Origin of the sequence: Paenibacillus sp. GM1FR (assembly GCF_002803315.1) — a bacterium.
In the GTDB taxonomy this organism is placed as follows: Bacteria; Bacillota; Bacilli; order Paenibacillales; family Paenibacillaceae; genus Paenibacillus; species Paenibacillus amylolyticus.
The window spans coordinates 62,184-80,406 of the sequence record NZ_MKZL01000001.1 but is presented as its reverse complement, the minus strand read 5'-3'; the positions used below and the strand labels follow the sequence as shown (position 1 = coordinate 80,406).

The 18,223-nt window shown below is 42.3% G+C and carries 18 protein-coding genes; 4 read left to right on the top strand and 14 right to left on the bottom strand.

Features of this window, described 5'->3' with window-relative positions:
* Nucleotides 1-29 precede the first annotated feature (29 nt).
* The gene (locus PAEAM_RS00370) at nucleotides 30-437 is read right to left on the bottom strand and encodes a cupin domain-containing protein (protein ID WP_100526222.1); all 408 of its coding nucleotides are present in this window, start codon (nucleotides 435-437) and stop codon (nucleotides 30-32) included.
* A gap of 281 nt (nucleotides 438-718) precedes the next feature.
* Here PAEAM_RS00370 and PAEAM_RS00365 point away from each other — a divergent pair, with 281 nt between their 5' ends.
* Entirely contained in the window at nucleotides 719-1,198 is a 480-nt protein-coding gene (locus tag PAEAM_RS00365) for a TetR/AcrR family transcriptional regulator (protein WP_477533951.1), read from the top strand.
* Between the two features lie 159 nt (nucleotides 1,199-1,357).
* Nucleotides 1,358-2,326 (top strand): DMT family transporter, encoded by a 969-nt coding sequence (locus PAEAM_RS00360; RefSeq protein ID WP_100526220.1) that lies wholly within the window; start codon nucleotides 1,358-1,360, stop codon nucleotides 2,324-2,326.
* Between the two features lie 104 nt (nucleotides 2,327-2,430).
* Here PAEAM_RS00360 and PAEAM_RS00355 read toward each other — a convergent pair whose 3' ends face one another.
* From PAEAM_RS00355 to PAEAM_RS00315, 9 genes are all read right to left on the bottom strand, one after another.
* Nucleotides 2,431-3,573 carry a DUF4309 domain-containing protein gene (locus PAEAM_RS00355; protein WP_100526219.1) on the bottom strand — a complete coding sequence of 381 codons (1,143 nt, stop codon included), beginning with the start codon at nucleotides 3,571-3,573 and terminating at the stop codon, nucleotides 2,431-2,433.
* 294 nt (nucleotides 3,574-3,867) lie between these two features.
* Nucleotides 3,868-5,001, bottom strand: a complete 1,134-nt coding sequence (locus PAEAM_RS00350) for a serine hydrolase domain-containing protein (RefSeq protein ID WP_100526218.1) — start codon at nucleotides 4,999-5,001, stop codon at nucleotides 3,868-3,870.
* A gap of 331 nt (nucleotides 5,002-5,332) precedes the next feature.
* Entirely contained in the window at nucleotides 5,333-5,917 is a 585-nt protein-coding gene (locus PAEAM_RS00345; protein ID WP_047842928.1) for a nitroreductase family protein, read from the bottom strand.
* Nucleotides 5,918-5,948: 31 nt separating this feature from the next.
* Nucleotides 5,949-7,919 (bottom strand): AraC family transcriptional regulator, encoded by a 1,971-nt coding sequence (locus tag PAEAM_RS00340; protein WP_100526217.1) that lies wholly within the window; start codon nucleotides 7,917-7,919, stop codon nucleotides 5,949-5,951.
* A gap of 181 nt (nucleotides 7,920-8,100) precedes the next feature.
* A complete protein-coding gene (locus PAEAM_RS00335) occupies nucleotides 8,101-8,295 on the bottom strand; it encodes a hypothetical protein (protein WP_017688524.1) in 195 nt (64 codons plus the stop codon).
* Between the two features lie 138 nt (nucleotides 8,296-8,433).
* Nucleotides 8,434-8,748, bottom strand: coding sequence for a DMT family transporter (locus PAEAM_RS00330; protein ID WP_100526216.1), 315 nt, complete (start codon nucleotides 8,746-8,748; stop codon nucleotides 8,434-8,436).
* 3 nt (nucleotides 8,749-8,751) lie between these two features.
* The gene (locus tag PAEAM_RS00325; RefSeq protein WP_076327622.1) at nucleotides 8,752-9,093 is read right to left on the bottom strand and encodes a DMT family transporter; all 342 of its coding nucleotides are present in this window, start codon (nucleotides 9,091-9,093) and stop codon (nucleotides 8,752-8,754) included.
* Between the two features lie 252 nt (nucleotides 9,094-9,345).
* The gene (locus PAEAM_RS00320) at nucleotides 9,346-10,218 is read right to left on the bottom strand and encodes a YitT family protein (RefSeq protein WP_100526215.1); all 873 of its coding nucleotides are present in this window, start codon (nucleotides 10,216-10,218) and stop codon (nucleotides 9,346-9,348) included.
* Nucleotides 10,219-10,308: 90 nt separating this feature from the next.
* Nucleotides 10,309-10,665, bottom strand: coding sequence for a MerR family transcriptional regulator (locus PAEAM_RS00315; RefSeq protein ID WP_076327623.1), 357 nt, complete (start codon nucleotides 10,663-10,665; stop codon nucleotides 10,309-10,311).
* 111 nt (nucleotides 10,666-10,776) lie between these two features.
* Here PAEAM_RS00315 and PAEAM_RS00310 point away from each other — a divergent pair, with 111 nt between their 5' ends.
* On the top strand, nucleotides 10,777-11,550 hold the full coding sequence (locus tag PAEAM_RS00310) for an SDR family NAD(P)-dependent oxidoreductase (RefSeq protein WP_100526214.1): 774 nt from the start codon (nucleotides 10,777-10,779) through the stop codon (nucleotides 11,548-11,550).
* Between the two features lie 185 nt (nucleotides 11,551-11,735).
* Here the strand turns inward: PAEAM_RS00310 and nspC are convergent, their stop codons facing one another.
* The 4 genes from nspC to PAEAM_RS00285 form a co-directional block, all read right to left on the bottom strand.
* Nucleotides 11,736-12,863, bottom strand: a complete 1,128-nt coding sequence (gene nspC, locus PAEAM_RS00305) for a carboxynorspermidine decarboxylase (protein ID WP_100526213.1) — start codon at nucleotides 12,861-12,863, stop codon at nucleotides 11,736-11,738.
* Nucleotide 12,864: 1 nt separating this feature from the next.
* On the bottom strand, nucleotides 12,865-14,103 hold the full coding sequence (locus tag PAEAM_RS00300; protein WP_036616010.1) for a saccharopine dehydrogenase family protein: 1,239 nt from the start codon (nucleotides 14,101-14,103) through the stop codon (nucleotides 12,865-12,867).
* 855 nt (nucleotides 14,104-14,958) lie between these two features.
* Nucleotides 14,959-16,212 carry a cytochrome P450 family protein gene (locus PAEAM_RS00290; protein ID WP_243391219.1) on the bottom strand — a complete coding sequence of 418 codons (1,254 nt, stop codon included), beginning with the start codon at nucleotides 16,210-16,212 and terminating at the stop codon, nucleotides 14,959-14,961.
* Between the two features lie 217 nt (nucleotides 16,213-16,429).
* Complete coding sequence (locus PAEAM_RS00285; RefSeq protein WP_100526211.1) at nucleotides 16,430-17,323, bottom strand: TetR/AcrR family transcriptional regulator; 894 nt, start codon at nucleotides 17,321-17,323, stop codon at nucleotides 16,430-16,432.
* A gap of 260 nt (nucleotides 17,324-17,583) precedes the next feature.
* Between PAEAM_RS00285 and PAEAM_RS00280 the strand changes: the two genes are divergently transcribed.
* Nucleotides 17,584-18,207 carry a TetR/AcrR family transcriptional regulator gene (locus PAEAM_RS00280; RefSeq protein ID WP_243391218.1) on the top strand — a complete coding sequence of 208 codons (624 nt, stop codon included), beginning with the start codon at nucleotides 17,584-17,586 and terminating at the stop codon, nucleotides 18,205-18,207.
* Nucleotides 18,208-18,223: the final 16 nt, after the last annotated feature.

The window sequence follows — 18,223 nt, the reverse complement described above, 5'->3', positions numbered from 1 at the left end:
TTCGAATAAATCAATTCATAGCGTTTATTTTATAACTCCCCATAAACTTCATCTGTAACAGGTTCCAACCATTCCGGTGTACCTGCAGTGATCGCAATGTGTTCAAACCAACTATCTTTAGCGGCCCCATGCCAGTGTTTCACACCATCATGAGTCACAATAACATCGCCGGCTTTGAGGAATTGAGCAGGTTTTCCTTCTTCCTGATACCAACCTTCCCCACCAGTCACTAACAACAGCTGAAATCCACCGCGATGGATATGCCAGTTATTTCTGCATCCCGGTTCAAACGTAACATTCCCAACACCCACATTCACTTTGGGATCAGCAACCAAGGATTGGAGATAACTTTGCCCTATGAAATATTGCGAAAATGCTTCGTTTTTTTCTCCTACCGGGAATATCACTCCACCTTTAACTTCTTCATGTTTAGCCATTTCATTTCCTCCAATGTGATCTTATTTATTAATCCGTCCTGCTCCTATGTTGACCTAAATATGATTACACACTTAAGTGCGATATCGCACATTCGTGTATAATATAAAATAATTGCACTGCCTCTGCAAGGATCAAATGAACTCGATCTGTGTCTTATGGCGCAAGAAGACAACATTTGTGCAATTACTCTCTGGAAAGAATGGTGATTACTATCGTTTCTATCACAGATCGAAGAATACTTAAGTCTCAGGAAGCGATCAAATCCGCTTTTATCAAACTCATGAACGAGAAACCTTTTGATACCATTACGATGCAAGATATCTCTGATCATGCAAATGTCGGCCGCAGAACGATATACCATCACTATTCGGACAAATTTGACTTGCTGGATAAATTAATTGAAGAACATATTGATGAACTAAGGAGATTGTGCAAGGAAGCATCCGATCTGGATTTTATAGAAAGCAATGTACTTTGGTTCGATTATTTTGAAGTTCACTATTCATTTTTCTCGGCTATGTTACTGAGTAAAGGAGCCCCTTTTTTCCGCAATCGCTTCCTGGCTCTCGTCATTGAAGAACTGGAGGATGAGGTGAATGTAACGGAGGGGAAAAATAAAGGACTAACAAAAGAAGTGATTCTCACGTTCTTTGGTACAGCAATCGTTGGTATCGTGGAATCCTATTTCACGAATGGATTACCCCGGCAACCTCACATTGTCGCAGAACAAGTTGGGATTTTATTAGAAAGGAATCTATAACATAGACTCCTCATGAACCGTTCCTTCTTTTAATCAGACCACCTGAGGAGCGGATTATTAATTATCATTACAAAGATTAGCGATATGTGATATGGTCAGTGAGGATATTAATAGATTCATACATACATATGTACATGAAATGTGAGGAGAAGATCGAAAGTGATAGAGAGAAATACCCTTGAGAAACCGAGTAAATTTAGTGATCCCATTTTTGTCATGCTCGTGGCAAGCCTGTGTTGCTTGTTATGGGGAAGTGCGTACCCATCCATCAAACTTGGATATATCGCGTTTAACATTCTGCCGGAAGATATTGCTTCCAAGTATGTATTTGCAGGATACCGGTTTACACTGGCGGGTATGCTGCTCTTGCTCCTGTCTCGTATCGTTAGAAAACAGAAGCTCCAATTAACCAAGCCTCAGTGGACAGGCCTCATCATGTTAGGTATATTGCAAACCGGTTTGCAATATATGTTTTTCTACGTTGGCGTAGCCAATACGACAGGTGTCAAAGGCTCCATTATGAATGCAACGACGACCTTTTTCAGTGTTGTTCTGGCCCATTTCATCTATAAAAACGACAAATTAAGCAGAAATAAAATCGTTGGTTGCTTGCTCGGATTCGTTGGCGTAATCATCGTAAACTTCCATACGGATCTGCTTGCTTTTTCCTTTTCATTCACAGGGGAAGGCTTCGTTATTATAGCAGCACTTGTTTTTTCCGTTACGGCCCTTTACGCAAAACGTCTCACCGCCACCATCGATGTTCTGATCATAACAGGTGTCAGCTTATTCGTCGGAGGACTGGTACTTACGCTGTTAGGTCTATCACTCGGCGGTCGGGTCACCCATTTCACCCTGGAATCCACCAGTAACTTAATCTACCTGGCTTTGCTGTCATCTGTCGCATTTTGTCTATGGAATATGCTTCTCAAGTACAACAAGGTCGGAAGAGTGTCTGTCTATAACTTCCTAATCCCTGTATTTGGAGCTTTATTATCAGCGTTATTCCTGGGGGAAACGATTCTGGAACTGAAAAATCTGGCTGCATTACTGTTCGTGTCAGTCGGCATTTATTTAGTCAATCGTGTGCGTTCTGTGCAAAGCTCTAATAACATTTCAATGAAATAGACTACGCGTCCCACTTTCATGGATAACAAAAAAAGCCGCTAATCAGCGGCTTTTTTTTGTAAATGTGATTAAGCTATGCTTTCATTTCTTTACGATGCTACACCTTAATATATACTCGTAAAGTCAATCAAGTCCTCTTCTTCCTCATAGTTGAATACAATTGCGTGATTACCTAATTGGTATACCATCTCATAACCACCAACGACTTCATTGTAGTATTCTGAGGAGGGTTTCCCCATCCATATTTTCACATTCCATGGTGAAAGATTCTGCTTTTCATTGTACAAATCAAAAACGGCAATACGTGATTTGTTGGTAAGCTCGTGCATGTATGAATCAAACCCGACACCGAATTTAGAATAATAATAGTACGCTCCCCATTCCTCGTTTGAACGAGAGGTTGGTTTCCCAAGTTTTTTTTGAGCATTTTGAAGCGTCATGCCAATCTTAACGTCCGTCCGCCCTGGCAATACACCCTTTAAAGCGGCTTCCTTCAGGCTTTTCAGGTAAGCGCGATCGCCAACACCCGAGTTTGGCCAATCTCTTGCACGAAGGTTACGCGTATCTTCCAACCGCATTTCCAATTTATTCACATTCAACTTAAATGTATCGAATTCATAGACAAAATGAACATTGTTGTAATTTTTAAATTGTACTCTAGCACCTGAAAGAGTACGTATCCCACCATCCCTGATGGCGTAGAACGAGTCTCCCATTTTTTTCCCATTGTTCTCTACATACGTTACACGACGCAGTTCACCGGAACGAACAATATACGTTTTGACTTCATTCATATTTGAAGTTCCCCAATCGGTGATCATCAGCATGTCTGGTGTACTAGCCTCTTTGCTTTTCACAACGAAGTTCCAGGTTTGAGGCAAAATAATCGTACTCAGATCCAGTTTTGCCGCCTGAACAGTTCCGTATGCTGCACCTTTTTTCAGCAAGGCTGCACGATACGTGCCTGAATAACTCTTGTCGCCTTTTTTATTGTTGGTCCAACCATTTTCTTCGGTCAGCGTGCTCTTCTGTTCATCATAAGCGAAAATATAAACGGTGTAAGCCGTTTGCTTGGCATCACGAAGCGTAAATGAAAGCCGGCTCATACTTTCGAGCTGTTTGGCGGAGATTTGCTCTCCTTTGGCAGCAGCATTGGGTGGTAGCAGGAGCAATGCGCTCAGAACGTAGACGAATAAGGTAAGTAAGGCCAGAGAAGCCCATTTTGCGTTGTGTTTAGGGTGTATCATCGATGAATCTCCTTTGAGTAAAAAAATAAAATCTAACAGCTTTTTCTAATTAAGAATTGTTCACAATCTCAACATTCAAACAGGTACTTGCTAGCGTGTAATCTTGATCAAACTATGTAATGAATTTAAGTTCATGTTCAATAAGCATATCCTCCTACTAGTACTATTTTCCTAAGAATGATAACATACCCTTTCTAATAAAGAAATAACAATCTAATTAATAGATTTCGATCCATATAACATAAAAAAGCCGCTATTTAGCGGCTCTTCAAGTAACTTCGAATACGATATGATTTATAGACAGGAGTAAACCACATTACGTAAGCGTCGTTGAACGTATGGCTCCTGACTGTTCAGCAGGTGCTGTCCATACATAACTGTAAGCTCTGAATCCGGATCAATAATAGCCATACAACCAGCAGCGCCGCTCCATCCAAATTCGCCAATTGGACTCAGTGAGCCACTTGCTGCTTTGGAGATATGTGTGCGAACACCCAGTCCATAGCCGTATCCATACATATGATCCCAGGAATAATCAGCACGAGTCATCTCGTTCAGGTGGTCCGTTCGCATCAGTTCCACTGAAGCTTGTGACAGAATGCGCACGCCTTGTGGACTCGTACCATGCCCAGTAAGCGCGTTCAGAAAACGTGCATAATCGCTAACGGTTGATAGCAACCCTGCACCGCCGCTTTCCAGCTCCGTACCCACACGGAATCCATTACCGTCAAAACGTACAGCCTTTTCAAGCTCATCATTATAAGCATACTGTGGAATCAGGCGTGTCTGCTGTTCATCGTTCAGATTAAACGCTGTATCGTTCATGCCAAGGGGTCCGGTGATTTCGTCCCGCAGATACGTACCAAAGCGTTTGCCACTTACCACTTCCACCAAGGCTCCTAGCACATCATGGCACATGCTGTAATTCCAGTGTGTCCCTGGTTCAAACAGCAACGGTTCTTTCGCAAGCGCTCTCGCGAAGTCGCGTGTTGGCAATGTTCCATCGGTGCTTTTTACAGCTTCTTGAATACTTGGACAACCCACGTCATACGAGAACCCGGCAGTCATGGTGAACAAATCACGTACTGTAATGGCTCTTGTTGCCTTTTCCAGTCGGATCTCCCCGTTCGGCATCGTTTTCTTAACCGTCATCTCAGCGTACTCTGGCAGATAATCAGATAAGGGATCGCTTAACAGCATTGCCCCTTTCTCCACCAGTTGCAGCCCTGCCACGCAAGTCATAATTTTGGTCATGGAGTATAGATTGAAGATCGCTCCATCACCGATAGGTGTTTTCTCTTCCAGATTGGCGTATCCATTACGATAATGGAAAACGGTATCATTTCGATGCATCACCAGCACCTCTGCCCACGGTACACGCCAGGATGTAATGCGGTCAATAAATGAAGCAAGCGGTTTAAAGTCCATTTTTTCCCGTCCTTCTATGTAAAATCGTTTATCATTTTGCGATGTGGTACACGTTCACCCCCACAATCGACATATTATTAATATACGATCTTTTACAACGATTGACTACCACCTATATGGCCTCAACCATCCATTTATTGACCGCCGAATTTGTATTTCATTTCGTTCATGATTTGGCAGGCAGTGTGAGATAACGTTAATCAGAAACAGTTTGAACTCCTCAATGTCTGACATCCAATCAACATCGATATTCAATTATGCAAAAAAGCCGCTATGTTCGCGGCTTACAATGAGTTCGTTTCACAGCTCGGAACCGTATGAAGTATCACTACTACTGTACTTCTGCTCTTGCCGTGGAGACAAAGGTCATCAATTCTTCTACGGGTGTGCGAGGACGAGGTTTGGGAACCTTGTTTGTATCAAAATACCCCAGATGAAGTGTGCCAACAATTCTCTCCCCTGGTCTCACACCGGTCTTGAAGTAGAAATCAGGATCGAAATTATATTCATTCGTCTTCCACACTACGCCGATATCCTGCTCCCATGCCAGGAGTTGAATATTTTGAATAAGGGCAGCACTAGCCCCCACAGCATCTTCCCATACCCGTTGTCTCGGATCAGCCTCAATCACAACCAGCAGATGGGCTTGGATAGATTCGCAATAGTCCTTTTGCAACTTCTCTGTCCAGCGCTCCCGCTCATCTTTGGAAAACGTATGCAGCACCGCATCAGCAAATTGCTTCCGACCTTCTTCTACAAATAATATGAAGCGCCATGGCTCTTTACGGGAATGAACAGGTGCCCACACGGCCGCTTCCAGCAAGTGCATGATCGTTTCTTTCGCCAGCGGTTTGCCATTGAACTGACGAATGGTTCTTCGTTCACGAATGAGCTTCTCTACGACGGACGTTTCCATATGCATTAATCCTCCTGTCTAGTTTCCTTATTTATTGGGTAAGGAAATTTACCGCTTCGTCGATAATCTTGCTCTGTCCAATGGGTCCTCCCGGACCTTGGAACCACAAGCCGTAGTCAACGATGTAGACATTGTTGTTTTTAACAGCATTCAGGCTTTTCCACACTGCTGTTTTTTGCAATTCTGTCGTTTCATTCTCGTCTGATGACAACAGGAAAATATGATCCGGGTTAATCGATGGTAACGACTCCATGGAGATTACTTTCATTGAATCTGTCGGGTCAGGTATGGATACAGGAGGTGTCAAGCCTAGATCGTCGTAAAGAACCTCGTAGTTTCTTTTACTGTAATAACGCACTTCTTTATCGGATAAACGCAGGAACATCACGGTCTCGTCTCCGATGGATTGCTTGATTTTCTCACGGGCTTCTGCAGCCTTCTTTTCGTATTCTTCAATGACCTGTTTGGCCTGATCCGTCTTCCCTAACATATCTCCCATATGTAACAGGCTTGTCTTCATACGAATAATACCTTGCTCGTCCTGCAGCTTCTCTGCCAGCAAGGTAGGCGCAATTTTGCTGAGGCTGTCATAGGCGTCACTCATGAAATCCTGTCCGATAATCAGGTCTGGCTCTGCCGCCAATATGCTTTCGTAGTTGGGATCAACCTGCCAGCCCAGATTTTCTTTTCCTTGTAGTTGATCGGACAGGTAGGTAGGAAACTGATCACTCCCCTCCTCATTACTGGATGCTGCCTGGGGTACAATACCGAGTGCTAACAAATAGTCAGTTGCAGCCGGGAACAACGAAATAATATGCTGAGGATCACCTTTGATGACAGTTTCTCCCCAAGGATGTTTAACAACACGCTCCTGTACTGCTGATTCGGTGGATTGCGCGACTTCGGTGGTTGGAGCATTGTTACCGCTTGTTCCATTACTGCTTGTTGCCGGACTGCCCTGAGAAGGGGAACAGGCTGATATTAATAATGTAAGGCTGAGCATCAAAAGCAATGCAACGGGTTTTCTCGATCTCATAGATGTAAGTGATTCTCCTTTTGAGTTGTATTGATAATAATTATCATCATCAATAGGATCATAACCGCGATGCATAGGACTGACAATGGACAATTCTGATTCATGGATAGCATTATTCTGACCGGTTGGCAGGGCGATACATTTTTGTTTGAACCGACCTGGTGAAAGGCCAACATACTTTTTAAATAAACGATTAAAATAGATCACATCCGGAATGCCGATTGCCTCGGCAATCTTCTGAAGAGATGCATCTGTGTGCAACAGCAGCTCCTTGGCTTTGTAAATCCGTATCCGAGTTAAATAGGTAATCAGACTGCTGCCTGTCTCTTTCTTGAACGTTCTCGACAGATGCCCTGCACTGCAATCCAGAAGTTCTGCGAGCGGATCGACCATAACGGGCAACATGTAGTTCTCTTGAAGATAACGAACGGCTTGAGCTACCAGATCGGGCTTGGCAGTCTCAATTCCTTGTGCACTTAACTGCCTCATTAATTCATTAATAAATTGATAAAATAACGTCTTTACCTGAAATTTCGAGAACGCATCCGTCCGTTCCCAATGTTGCTCTATTCTTTGGACTTTATCATATAAGTCAATGGGATAGCTTGGGGCGAAAGCATATTGCACATGAAACGGGACATGTTGCCTGAGCAGAGCTTGATTCTCACGAGTATTGGATAACGACAAATTAGCGCGATAAAACATCAAATAAAATTCGAATGAATCCTCGTTCAGGGAGATATTCATCCATACCCCCTTGCCTCCATGTAAGACTTGCATCTGATCGATCGCGTACATCGTGTCATCCAGCGTAATCGTTGCATTGCCGCGAACTGTATATATAAAACCGCTAATTGGAAATCGATAGGCATGGATGGGTTCGCCAGCGCGCACGACGACGTGACGCACTTCCCATATTTTAATTGAGGCCAGATTCCATAACTTCACATGCTCTTCTACGTGCATCTCTTCCTTCACCTTCCACAACCCATTAAGTTAGCAAAACATCAGCAAAATCAGCGGATATTTTCACTTTTCTCCATTCTATCGATAATCATTCTCAACTACAACATATATCTTCCTATTCGATAAAATGCTACGCACGAATAAGCCGATCCATGAAAGGATCGGCTTATGTTGTAACGTTTTAGACTTCGCCGCGTCTGTTCTCAACCGATTTCATACGGTTTTGGTCATCTGGTACCCGGTCAACACTGAACTCTTGACCAGCTTCAACCTCACCATGACCTGAAATATTTCGGGAAAAATTAGTGAACTGTCTTTTTTGCTCATCCAGTTCATGTTTTTGCTTCAAAAGCTCTTGCGGGTCCTGCTTTGTCACTATGCTAACCTCCCATACATACTTGAAGTCATGCAATTTAATTCGTACTACAGAAGTTTTCCATAAGAGAGCTGTACTTATGCATGAATATAGATGAGATGGATATCGTTCCGTTGTTAGTACAGCTAATTTATCCAGTTAAGAGACTAGTTTCAATCCCACAATACTGACGATAATTCCACTAACGATAGCCAATTTCTTTGCATTTTTGGGCTCTTTGAATACATACATCCCTAATAGTACACTGCCCGATGCCCCAATACCTGTCCAGATTCCATAACCAATGCTGATTGGTATCTCTCTCAAAGACAGGGAAAGAAAAATGAAACTTAATCCCAGAAACATAGCGAACATCAATGTATGTTTCAATTTGGTAAATCCATCTGAAAGTTTCAGAAATATTACACCGCCAACTTCAAATAAACCAGCTAAGATCAAGAAAAACCAACTCATATTCTATACACCTGCCTTTGGTTTAGGTTCATTGGATACAAATTTCAGACCGATGATGCAACTGATTAATATCATGACCAGCACGATTTTGATTGCACTTACGGAGTCCCCCAAAAAAATCATTCCCACAATTGCGGTTCCAAATGAACCAAGTCCGGTAAACACCGCATAAGCCGTTGATACAGGAAGTACTTTAGTGGATTTTGCAAAGAAGTAGAAGCTGCCAATCATTAAAATAACCGTGGGGATTACGATCTCGATTTTCGAAAAACCATCGGAGAATGACAAACCTAATGCCCAACCCACCTCTAAAATCCCTCCAAGAATAAGGAATAACCACGCCATAAAACATTCTCCTCTTCTGCATTCATGTTGTTGTTTTGTAATCACAACATTCACATTCAATAATGATAGTAATTTGTATCATTTGATATAATATTAAACCATCTTTATTTTATTTGCAAATTTAAATATCGTATCAAACTAATAAGAAAATCCGCCTGTTAAAACTCCAAGTTACGCTGTGGACATACAAAAAAAGCCAACCAGAAGTTCCTGGTTGACCAACTACGTATAAGTTAATTTTGTTTTTCGGAATCAGTGAATATCTTTCTTTTTGAAATTACCACCTCTGACTTCAGCTACATCGTATACGACTACAAAAGCAGTTGGGTCAATTTCGTGAATGATATCTTTAATTTTACTCTCTTCCATCCGGTTAATGACACAAGTAATTTCCTTGAATTGCTCATTAGAGTAGCCACCGTAAGCCTCGGTATACGTTGCTCCACGGCCTAAACGGTCCCGAATGGTTTCAACCATAATCTCAGGTTGATTCGTAATAATTTTAAACGTTTTGGAGCCGCTCAAGCCCTCTTCAACAATATGTATTACTTTAGAAGCAATAAAATACGCAAGTCCTGACAAGATCGCGCCTTGCAGACCAAACACGGTAGAAACGACAATAAATACAAACATGTTGAGGAACAGGATGAGATCACTGGTTCCAAAAGGTACTTTTCGCGAAAGGAGTACAGCCAGCATATCTATGCCATCCAATGCCCCGCCATTACGTAATGCAAGTCCCATACCAAAACCGATGATAATCCCGCCGACAACCGTAACAAGCAAGGTATCACCTTCAATGATGGTTGGTATATGGTGCATCAGACTGGTGCTGATTGCGAGTGAAGAAATACCGATGATCGAATATAACGCAAAGCTTTTTCCGATTTGCTTGTACCCGAGCCACACAAATGGAATGTTAATAATCCCGATGAGCATCCCCAGTGGTAATCCGAACAGCTGTGATCCTACGATACTCAGACCTGTGACACCACCATCTGAGACATTATTCGGGATCAATATGGCTTCGAGGCCATATGCCGTTATAAATCCCCCAATGATAATCAATAATACTTTGGAGAGGATCTTTAACTTGTTTGACTTTTGTTTTCTGTTTTGATGCATTGCATTTCCCCCTTGATGAACAACCGATAAAAAACAGTCTATAATAAAAATCACTGTTTTGGCAATAGATCGTCATTTGTGTGTGTTAGTTCATTGTCCGATGAGCGTTCGATACGACGAAATTTTATGCTCAAGCATCTCATCTGCTGTGTGAAGTATGTGCATCTGTTTTTGAATCGACTCTTTATGCTCCTCCAGCAGCTTCAAACGATCCCCCGCCGTATGCTCCCCTTCCTGAAACAAGGACGCATATTTCTTAATAATAGCAATGGGCATTTGAGTCTCTTTTAATTTGATCACAAATTGCAGCCACTTCAGGTGTGACTCGTTGTATCGCCTGTCTCCACTGGCATCTCGGAGAGGAGTTACAATCTGTTCCTTCTCATAATAACGCAACGTATGTGCACTGATATGGAGTAATTCTGCCACTTCACCAATGGTATGCATGGTTAACCTCCCCTCCATTTTCCCGCTTGACTTAGAGTAAGCTCTAATCAGTATAATCAACTCGTGGTCACATCACAATAAAAAATGAAATCAGATCCAGGAGGAATTCCCATGAAATATACAGTGATTACCGGTGCCAGTTCAGGCATTGGATATGAAGCGGCTTTAGCTTTTGCAGCTCGTGGCAAAAATATGATTCTGGCAGCACGCAGAACCGATGAATTGGACAAGTTAAAAGCAAAAGTAGCTGAAATCAATCCTGATCTGGATGTTGTCATTCGTACAGTGGATCTGTCGATTGCCGCTAATGTGCATGGATTCTATGAGAGTCTTCAGGCTTACTCCATCGAGACGTGGATTAACAACGCCGGATTCGGAAATTTTGCTTCCGTTGGCGAACAACATTTGCCCAAGATCGAACAGATGCTTCATCTAAATATAGAAGCTCTTACGATTCTTTCTTCCCTGTATGTACGTGATTATGCAGATGTTGATGGCACACAGATCATTAATATCTCCTCTGGTGGTGGATATACGATTGTAGCCGATGCAGTAACCTACTGCGCAACCAAGTTCTATGTAAGTGCCTTTACGGAAGGACTTGCGCAAGAGTTAAAAGGTAAGAACGCAGCGATGCAAGCCAAGGTTCTCGCACCGGCTGCAACCGAGACAGAGTTTGCGAAACATTCCTTTAATGTAGACGAGTTTGAATATGAAGGCAGAGTTCCCAAGTTCCATACGGCGGAACAAATGGCTGGATTTTTGCTAGAGTTGTATGACAGTGAAAGTGTAGTCGGCATTGTGGATGGGTTGACGTATGATTTTGAACTAAGAGAACCGATCTTTCCATATGCTGCGAGAGCATCCTCGAAACCACAAAATTAACCCAAAAACTGAAGTCGAAGCTAAATCGGCTCAATACCGGTAAACATTCACCTAACCTCACTGATAAACATTATTAAATCTAATCGTTAAACTTCAGTTAACGTTAAAAAGGGAACCTGTCTCCAGGTTCCCTTCTTTGTATTTATTTTCAATTCTATATTAATACTTACTATATAATGAAGTAATTATGCCAGCCTCATTTTGAAATCCTGATACCCAAATTCACGAACAACTTCGCAATCGCCGTCTTTTCTTTTGACTGCAATCGCTGGAAGTGGCATGCCGTTGAACGTATTGGTTTTCACCATGGAGTAAATTGCCATGTCCTCGAATACCAGACGGTCGCCTTCTTGCAAAGGCTGATCGAATGAATAATCCCCAATTACGTCACCAGATAGACAGGTTTGTCCACCTAGGCGATACAGATGAGCCTTCTCGCCCACTTCTCCCGAACCGATCAGCGGCGGGCGATATGGCATTTCCAGCACATCCGGCATATGGCATGTAGCTGAAGTATCCAGAATAGCGATGTCCATACCGTTCTTATGGAAGTCCAGCACAGAAGTCACCAGATAACCCGCGTTCAGCGCAACAGCTTCTCCCGGCTCCAGATATACTTCCAGACCATAGTCGTTCTGCATACGCTTGATGCATGCTTCCAGTCTTGGAATATCATAATCTTCACGTGTGATATGGTGCCCACCACCGAAGTTGATCCATTCCATCTGCGGCAACCATTGTCCGAACTTCTCGACAACTGCATTCAGCGTAGTCTCCAGATCGTCGGAGTTTTGCTGACACAGTGTGTGGAAGTGCAGTCCGGAAACGCCTTCCAACAGGTCTGCATCGAAATCCTCAAGTTTCGCGCCAAAACGCGAACCCGGAGAACACGGATCGTAGATCTCATGTCCTTCTTGGGTAGAGCATTCAGGGTTGACGCGCAAGCCGACCTTACGGCCAGCTTGAAGCGCCTTATCCTTGAATTTTGCAAGCTGTGAAAATGAGTTGAAAATAATGTGGTCGCAGATAGAGATAATCTCGTCGATCTCTTCTGCACGATATGCTGGAGCAAAGACATGATTCTCTTTGCCCATTTCCTCATGGCCCAGACGCGCTTCATACAAACCGCTTGCCGTTGCACCGCTCAGGTATTCTCCAATCAGCGGATACATCGCAGTCATAGAGAATGCTTTTTGAGCCAGCACGATTTTGGCACCTGTACGCTGCATAACACCGTTCAGGATTTTCAGGTTTTTCTCAATAAGCGCCTCGTCAACAACAAAACATGGTGTCGGTAATTGCTCGAACCGCATTTTAGCGAACAAGCTCCGATTCTTTAACTTCTTCTGGCAGCTCATCAACGAGTACCGGGTTGAAGTCTTCTACCCATGGGAGGCCCCATTTGTTCAACTCTTCCATGAATGGATCTGGGTTGAACTCTTCTACATTATATACGCCTGGTTTGTTCCATTTACCTGTCATGACCATTGCTGCACCGATCATAGCTGGAACGCCTGTTGTGTACGAGATTGCTTGGGAACCAACTTCTTTGTAGCACTCTTGGTGATCACAGATATTGTATACATAATATGTTTTGTCTTTGCCGTCTTTTTTACCTTTGAAAATACAACCGATGTTTGTTTTACCTACAGTACGTGGTCCAAGGGATGCTGGATCCGGCAGTACTGCTTTCAGGAATTGCAGTGGAATAATTTGTTTACCTTCATATTCAATAGGCTCGATTGAAGTCATGCCTACATTTTCAAGAGCTTTCAAGTGAGTCAGGTAGCTTTGACCAAATGTCATGAAGAAACGGATACGTTTCAGACCTGGCATGTTTTTTGCCAAAGATTCCAGTTCCTCATGATACAACAGGTACATGTCTTTCTCGCCAACTTCTTTGAAGTCGTAGACACGTTTGATTTCCATCGGCTTCGTTTCGATCCATTCACCATTTTCCCAATATTTTCCGTTCGCAGATACTTCGCGAATGTTGATCTCAGGGTTGAAGTTGGTTGCGAACGGATAGCCATGGTCGCCGCCATTGCAGTCCAGAATGTCGATGTACTCAATTTCGTCAAAGTAGTGCTTCAGGGCATAAGCGGAGAATACGCCAGTCACACCTGGGTCAAATCCACTACCGAGCAATGCAGTGATGCCTGCTTGTTCAAAACGCTCTTTGTAATCCCATTGCCAGCTGTATTCAAACTTCGCTGTATCATGTGGCTCATAGTTCGCTGTGTCCATGTAATTTGTTTTAGTTGCAAGACAAGCATCCATGATTGTCAGATCTTGATACGGCAAAGCGAGGTTCATAACGATATCCGGTTTAACTTCGTTGATCAGAGCGATCAGTTCGTCAACATTGTCAGCATCAACTTGTGCTGTTGTAATTTTTGTTTTTCCGCCGTCCAGCTTGGCTTTGAGTTCATCACATTTGGATTTTGTACGACTCGCGATGCAGATTTCCTCAAAAACTTCGCTGTTTTGAACGCATTTGTGTACTGCCACGGAAGCAACGCCGCCGGCGCCGATGATTAGTGCTTTTCCCATTTTACATTCTCCTATCCCAATATGTATTTTTTTAAATTGATTTAATACGGTGACAACAAGACAACAAAAAAAGCAAGGTGAAAAATGCTCGCAATCGCGCATCATCACACTTGCTTATCGATATACATCATAAAAAAGACGTGAAGTCTCCATGACCAAAAAAGTTCACAAGAACTCCTTTGGCGGAAAGCTTCTTCATGTATATCAATATTGGATCAGAGTCTATATAGCAAATAATTCGCCTTTACCACTCTTATTGACCGTTTCACAAGTTGATGTGCAATTGCACTGGTTGTAAAGTAACCAACTTATAAAATTTGAGCTTTGAACTCAATCAATAAAGCAACATAAGTTGCCAATCGGCGTTTGACCCGGCTGTCCGTATGGCCTTAACTTCCTGGTGAAGTGGTCAAAATTATCTGCTGGAAAGCTCTAATTCATATTGATAAATAAACTTCCCAAAATCACAGGTCTTACACTATCAGACGTTGAAAAAAAAATCAAGCAATTATTTAAAAAAAATTTGTCCGGATGATGACTAGGCATGAAATTGATATCCTTCGAATACTTTTAACCCTTCTGCATTAAGTAATTCCCCAGTTACTTCAGGCTTTTGAGGACTTTTCTCAAATACTGCGAGCTTGCAGAGCAATCTCAATGACTTTATGCATAAATAATTCATCTTTATTCATAAGGTTTACCTCCACAACAAAATTATGTACTCAAATATAACTTTGCTTTTAAGCATTGATCAATGTCACAGCCAGCCTCTGTTCATTCCATTCTATCATCATTACAAATAAAGAGTATGACGAAAATTCGCCATACTCCAGTGAGCCATACTATGTTCATCTATTAAAATTTTACCGGCAATGATGCCAATCCCTCAGATAATAGTGAGTAGTGCCAATGAATTTCTTCGGGAGGAACACTAAGCTGAAGACCGGGAAGTCGACTTAATAGCGTAGTAAATGCTACGTCTCCCTCAACCCGGGCCAGTGGAGCGCCAAGACACATATGAATGCCGTGTCCAAAGGCCAAATGCCGTTTTATTTTGCGTTCAAGATCCAGTTCTTCAGGTTGGTCAAACTGTAACTCATCCCGATTCGCTGATTTCAAAAGAGGAATCACAACATCTCCTTTTTTAATCCGTTGTCCATCCAGCTCCGTGTCCTGCGTTGCATATCGAGGACCTGACGAAGTCGCGGGGCCGTTATATCGTAACAACTCCTCCACCGCAGAAGGAACCAGATTCAAATCTTGTTTAAGTTGTTCCAGTTGTTCGGGATGTGTCAGAAGTAGATAAGAGCCGGTCGCAATCAGATTCGACGTTGTCTCATGTCCAGCAAATATTAATAACGTGATCATGGATATTAATTCATCTTCATTCAGTCGATCCCCCTCCTCCTCGATCACAATTAATTGACTGATGAGGTCATCGGAAGGTTCCACTCGTTTGTTCGCCACAAGCTGAGCCGTGTATTCTGCGAATGATCGCAAATGCTGCGCTACTTCAGGATCTTGTTTACCGAAACCGAGACCTTTCGCAATGGCTTCAGACCATACATGGATCTGAGGTCGGTCTTCCTGAGGTACACCGAGCATTTCGGATATGACGTTAATTGGGAAAGGGTAGGCATAGTCTTTTACAAGATCCATCTCTCCTTTTCCTTCAAATTGATCAATTAATTCATCGGCAATTTCCTGGACACGCGGACGCAGGCTTTCCATATATCTTGGAGTGAATGCTTTGGACACCAGGCTACGCAGTCTTCGGTGATCCGGTTCATCAACAAAGAGCATCGACTTTCCGGTAAAAAAAGTCTGGGGTTCCGATGAACCAAGATCGTCTGAGAGATTCTTTCGAATATCATTGCCATTATCGATAGAGTTCATATCTACCGTAAATCGAGAGTGGTCTTTCAACACTTCCATGGCAACGTCCATCCGAGTTATAATCCAGGTTTGCTCTGCTCCACCCATTGGATTGGGAACAGGAACAACGGAGCCTCTGGATCGCATCTGTTTAAACATGGCAAATTGATCTTTAACATTTTCTTCACTAAACAAATTGAATTCTGATTTTTCCGATGTTTGGTTATTATTCATTGAAATCTTCCTTTCTTAGTGAAGTTATTGAAATCTATGGAAATATATGTTCATTTCGATTATATACTACTCGTATATTTAATTTCAAATTCCGTAGTTTAAACTGCAACATTCAACTGTTATAACAACAATTAATTAATGTACTAATAGTATATTAATAATAACTTCAAGCATAAAAAAAACAAAAAAAGAGGTCGGCTTTTGGCCAACCTCCAAATTAATTACGGTGCTTCACCAGTTCCAAATACCACCAACAGGCTTCGGTCAGTCTATTGGCTTCAGATTGAAACGCACTGGATTTGTACTCTTTGTGAAATGCTTGAAGTACCACTTCGATTACAGGAATATTTAAATCCTCTTGATCCTGTAATAGCGTTAAAAGCCCCTTCGAAAGTTGCTTGAATGATGCAGATTCCTTGGATTTTTGTACACGGTTGTTGAACTCATCAAATTCGATCAATATATTATCGATGTCCAGACCCATATCATGGTTACGCTCATCTGCATTCAGGAAATAGAGAGACTGAAAGTCGAAAATATGTTCATTTCTCTGATGCATTGTTCTTAGGATCACTTCAATGTACGTTAATACTTTGGGAACCACTTCGCTCCATACCGGTTTTTGCGTATTTAGACTTCTTGATGTGTTGGCAATCTGATGTAATATGCCGTAGCACAATATGGCCCCTTCGTTGGCATATAAGCTAATATCGTTCCCGTAAACCTGAATCAAGCGTGTGGACAGCCATTTTAGGTGAACTGTAGCCAGTTTGGCTGAGTTGATCTCCCCGGAATAAAAACCCGTCCAATATAATTCCCATACTCGCTCTTTATTAGGTACAGACATAGGAATCGCAATCTGATCTACGAGCAGGTCATAATCCGATGTATAGTGATTTTGTTCAAGCTCTTTACGAATGAAAACATCCTCTTGCATACGCTGATCAATAATAGAATATAAACAGTCTTCTTTGGAACTGAAGAATTTGTAGAATGTGCCTTTGGATACACCCGATTGATCCAAGATCATCTGGATTGTTGTATTTGCATAGCTGTGCTCTAAAAATAGTGCAAGTGCTGTTTCCAATAAACTTTGTTTACGACTACTCATATCTCGTTATCGCCCCAAGTTTTTCTATTGATTTTAACATTCATTCCTCAGGAGTTGAAGCATTGATTCGCAGTATAGCTGTCATATAAAATAATTGCACAATGAGTAAATTTGCACAATGGGCAACTTGTTTGTTATGATAAACCTCACAAAGTGCATATTAAGTAAGTGTGCTCTTCTTAAAAGAATTAAAACATAGTCATTGGTGTTGGAGGTGAACGCATAAGCGGAGAATAATGATCAAACGAAACTTGCGACATTTGAAGAAAGAAGCAACTGAAAAAGCACTTGCTAGTGCTGCATTTGAACTTACCCTTGAACATGGGCTTGATGGCTTTACGGTCGAAGATATCGTGCATCAGGTGGGTTGTTCCCGCAGAACATTTGCAAACTACTTCACATGTAAGGAAGAGGCAGTAGCCAGAGGCGCAATATCCGTTCAGAATACAACGGAACTCGAAGAGTTGCTCACCGAATTGCCCGACAACGTCTCCTTGCTTGACGTACTGTATAACCTGATCAAGATGCAGCTTACAACAGAACTAATAGGAAGACTTCATCAGCTACTATCGCTATCCCAGACCTATCCCGTGCTTGAACCGCATTACCTTGGAGCCATGCACCGGATGCAGACGCAGGCACAAGATACCTTATTAGACTTATCTAACGGGAAGTATGACGAGATCTATACTTATCTTTTGATCAACGCACTATATGGAACAATACTGCCATTAATTGATGGAAGACTCAATGTGTTACTGCCCGGACAAGTCATTACTGAAGATACCAAGCCCGGTGTTTTAACATTCGATCAATTTTTGGAAACCACGTTTAATCATTTACGGGCAGGATTTGAACATGCCAACCATCCACATTCATCATAGAGGAGTGTAAAATAGA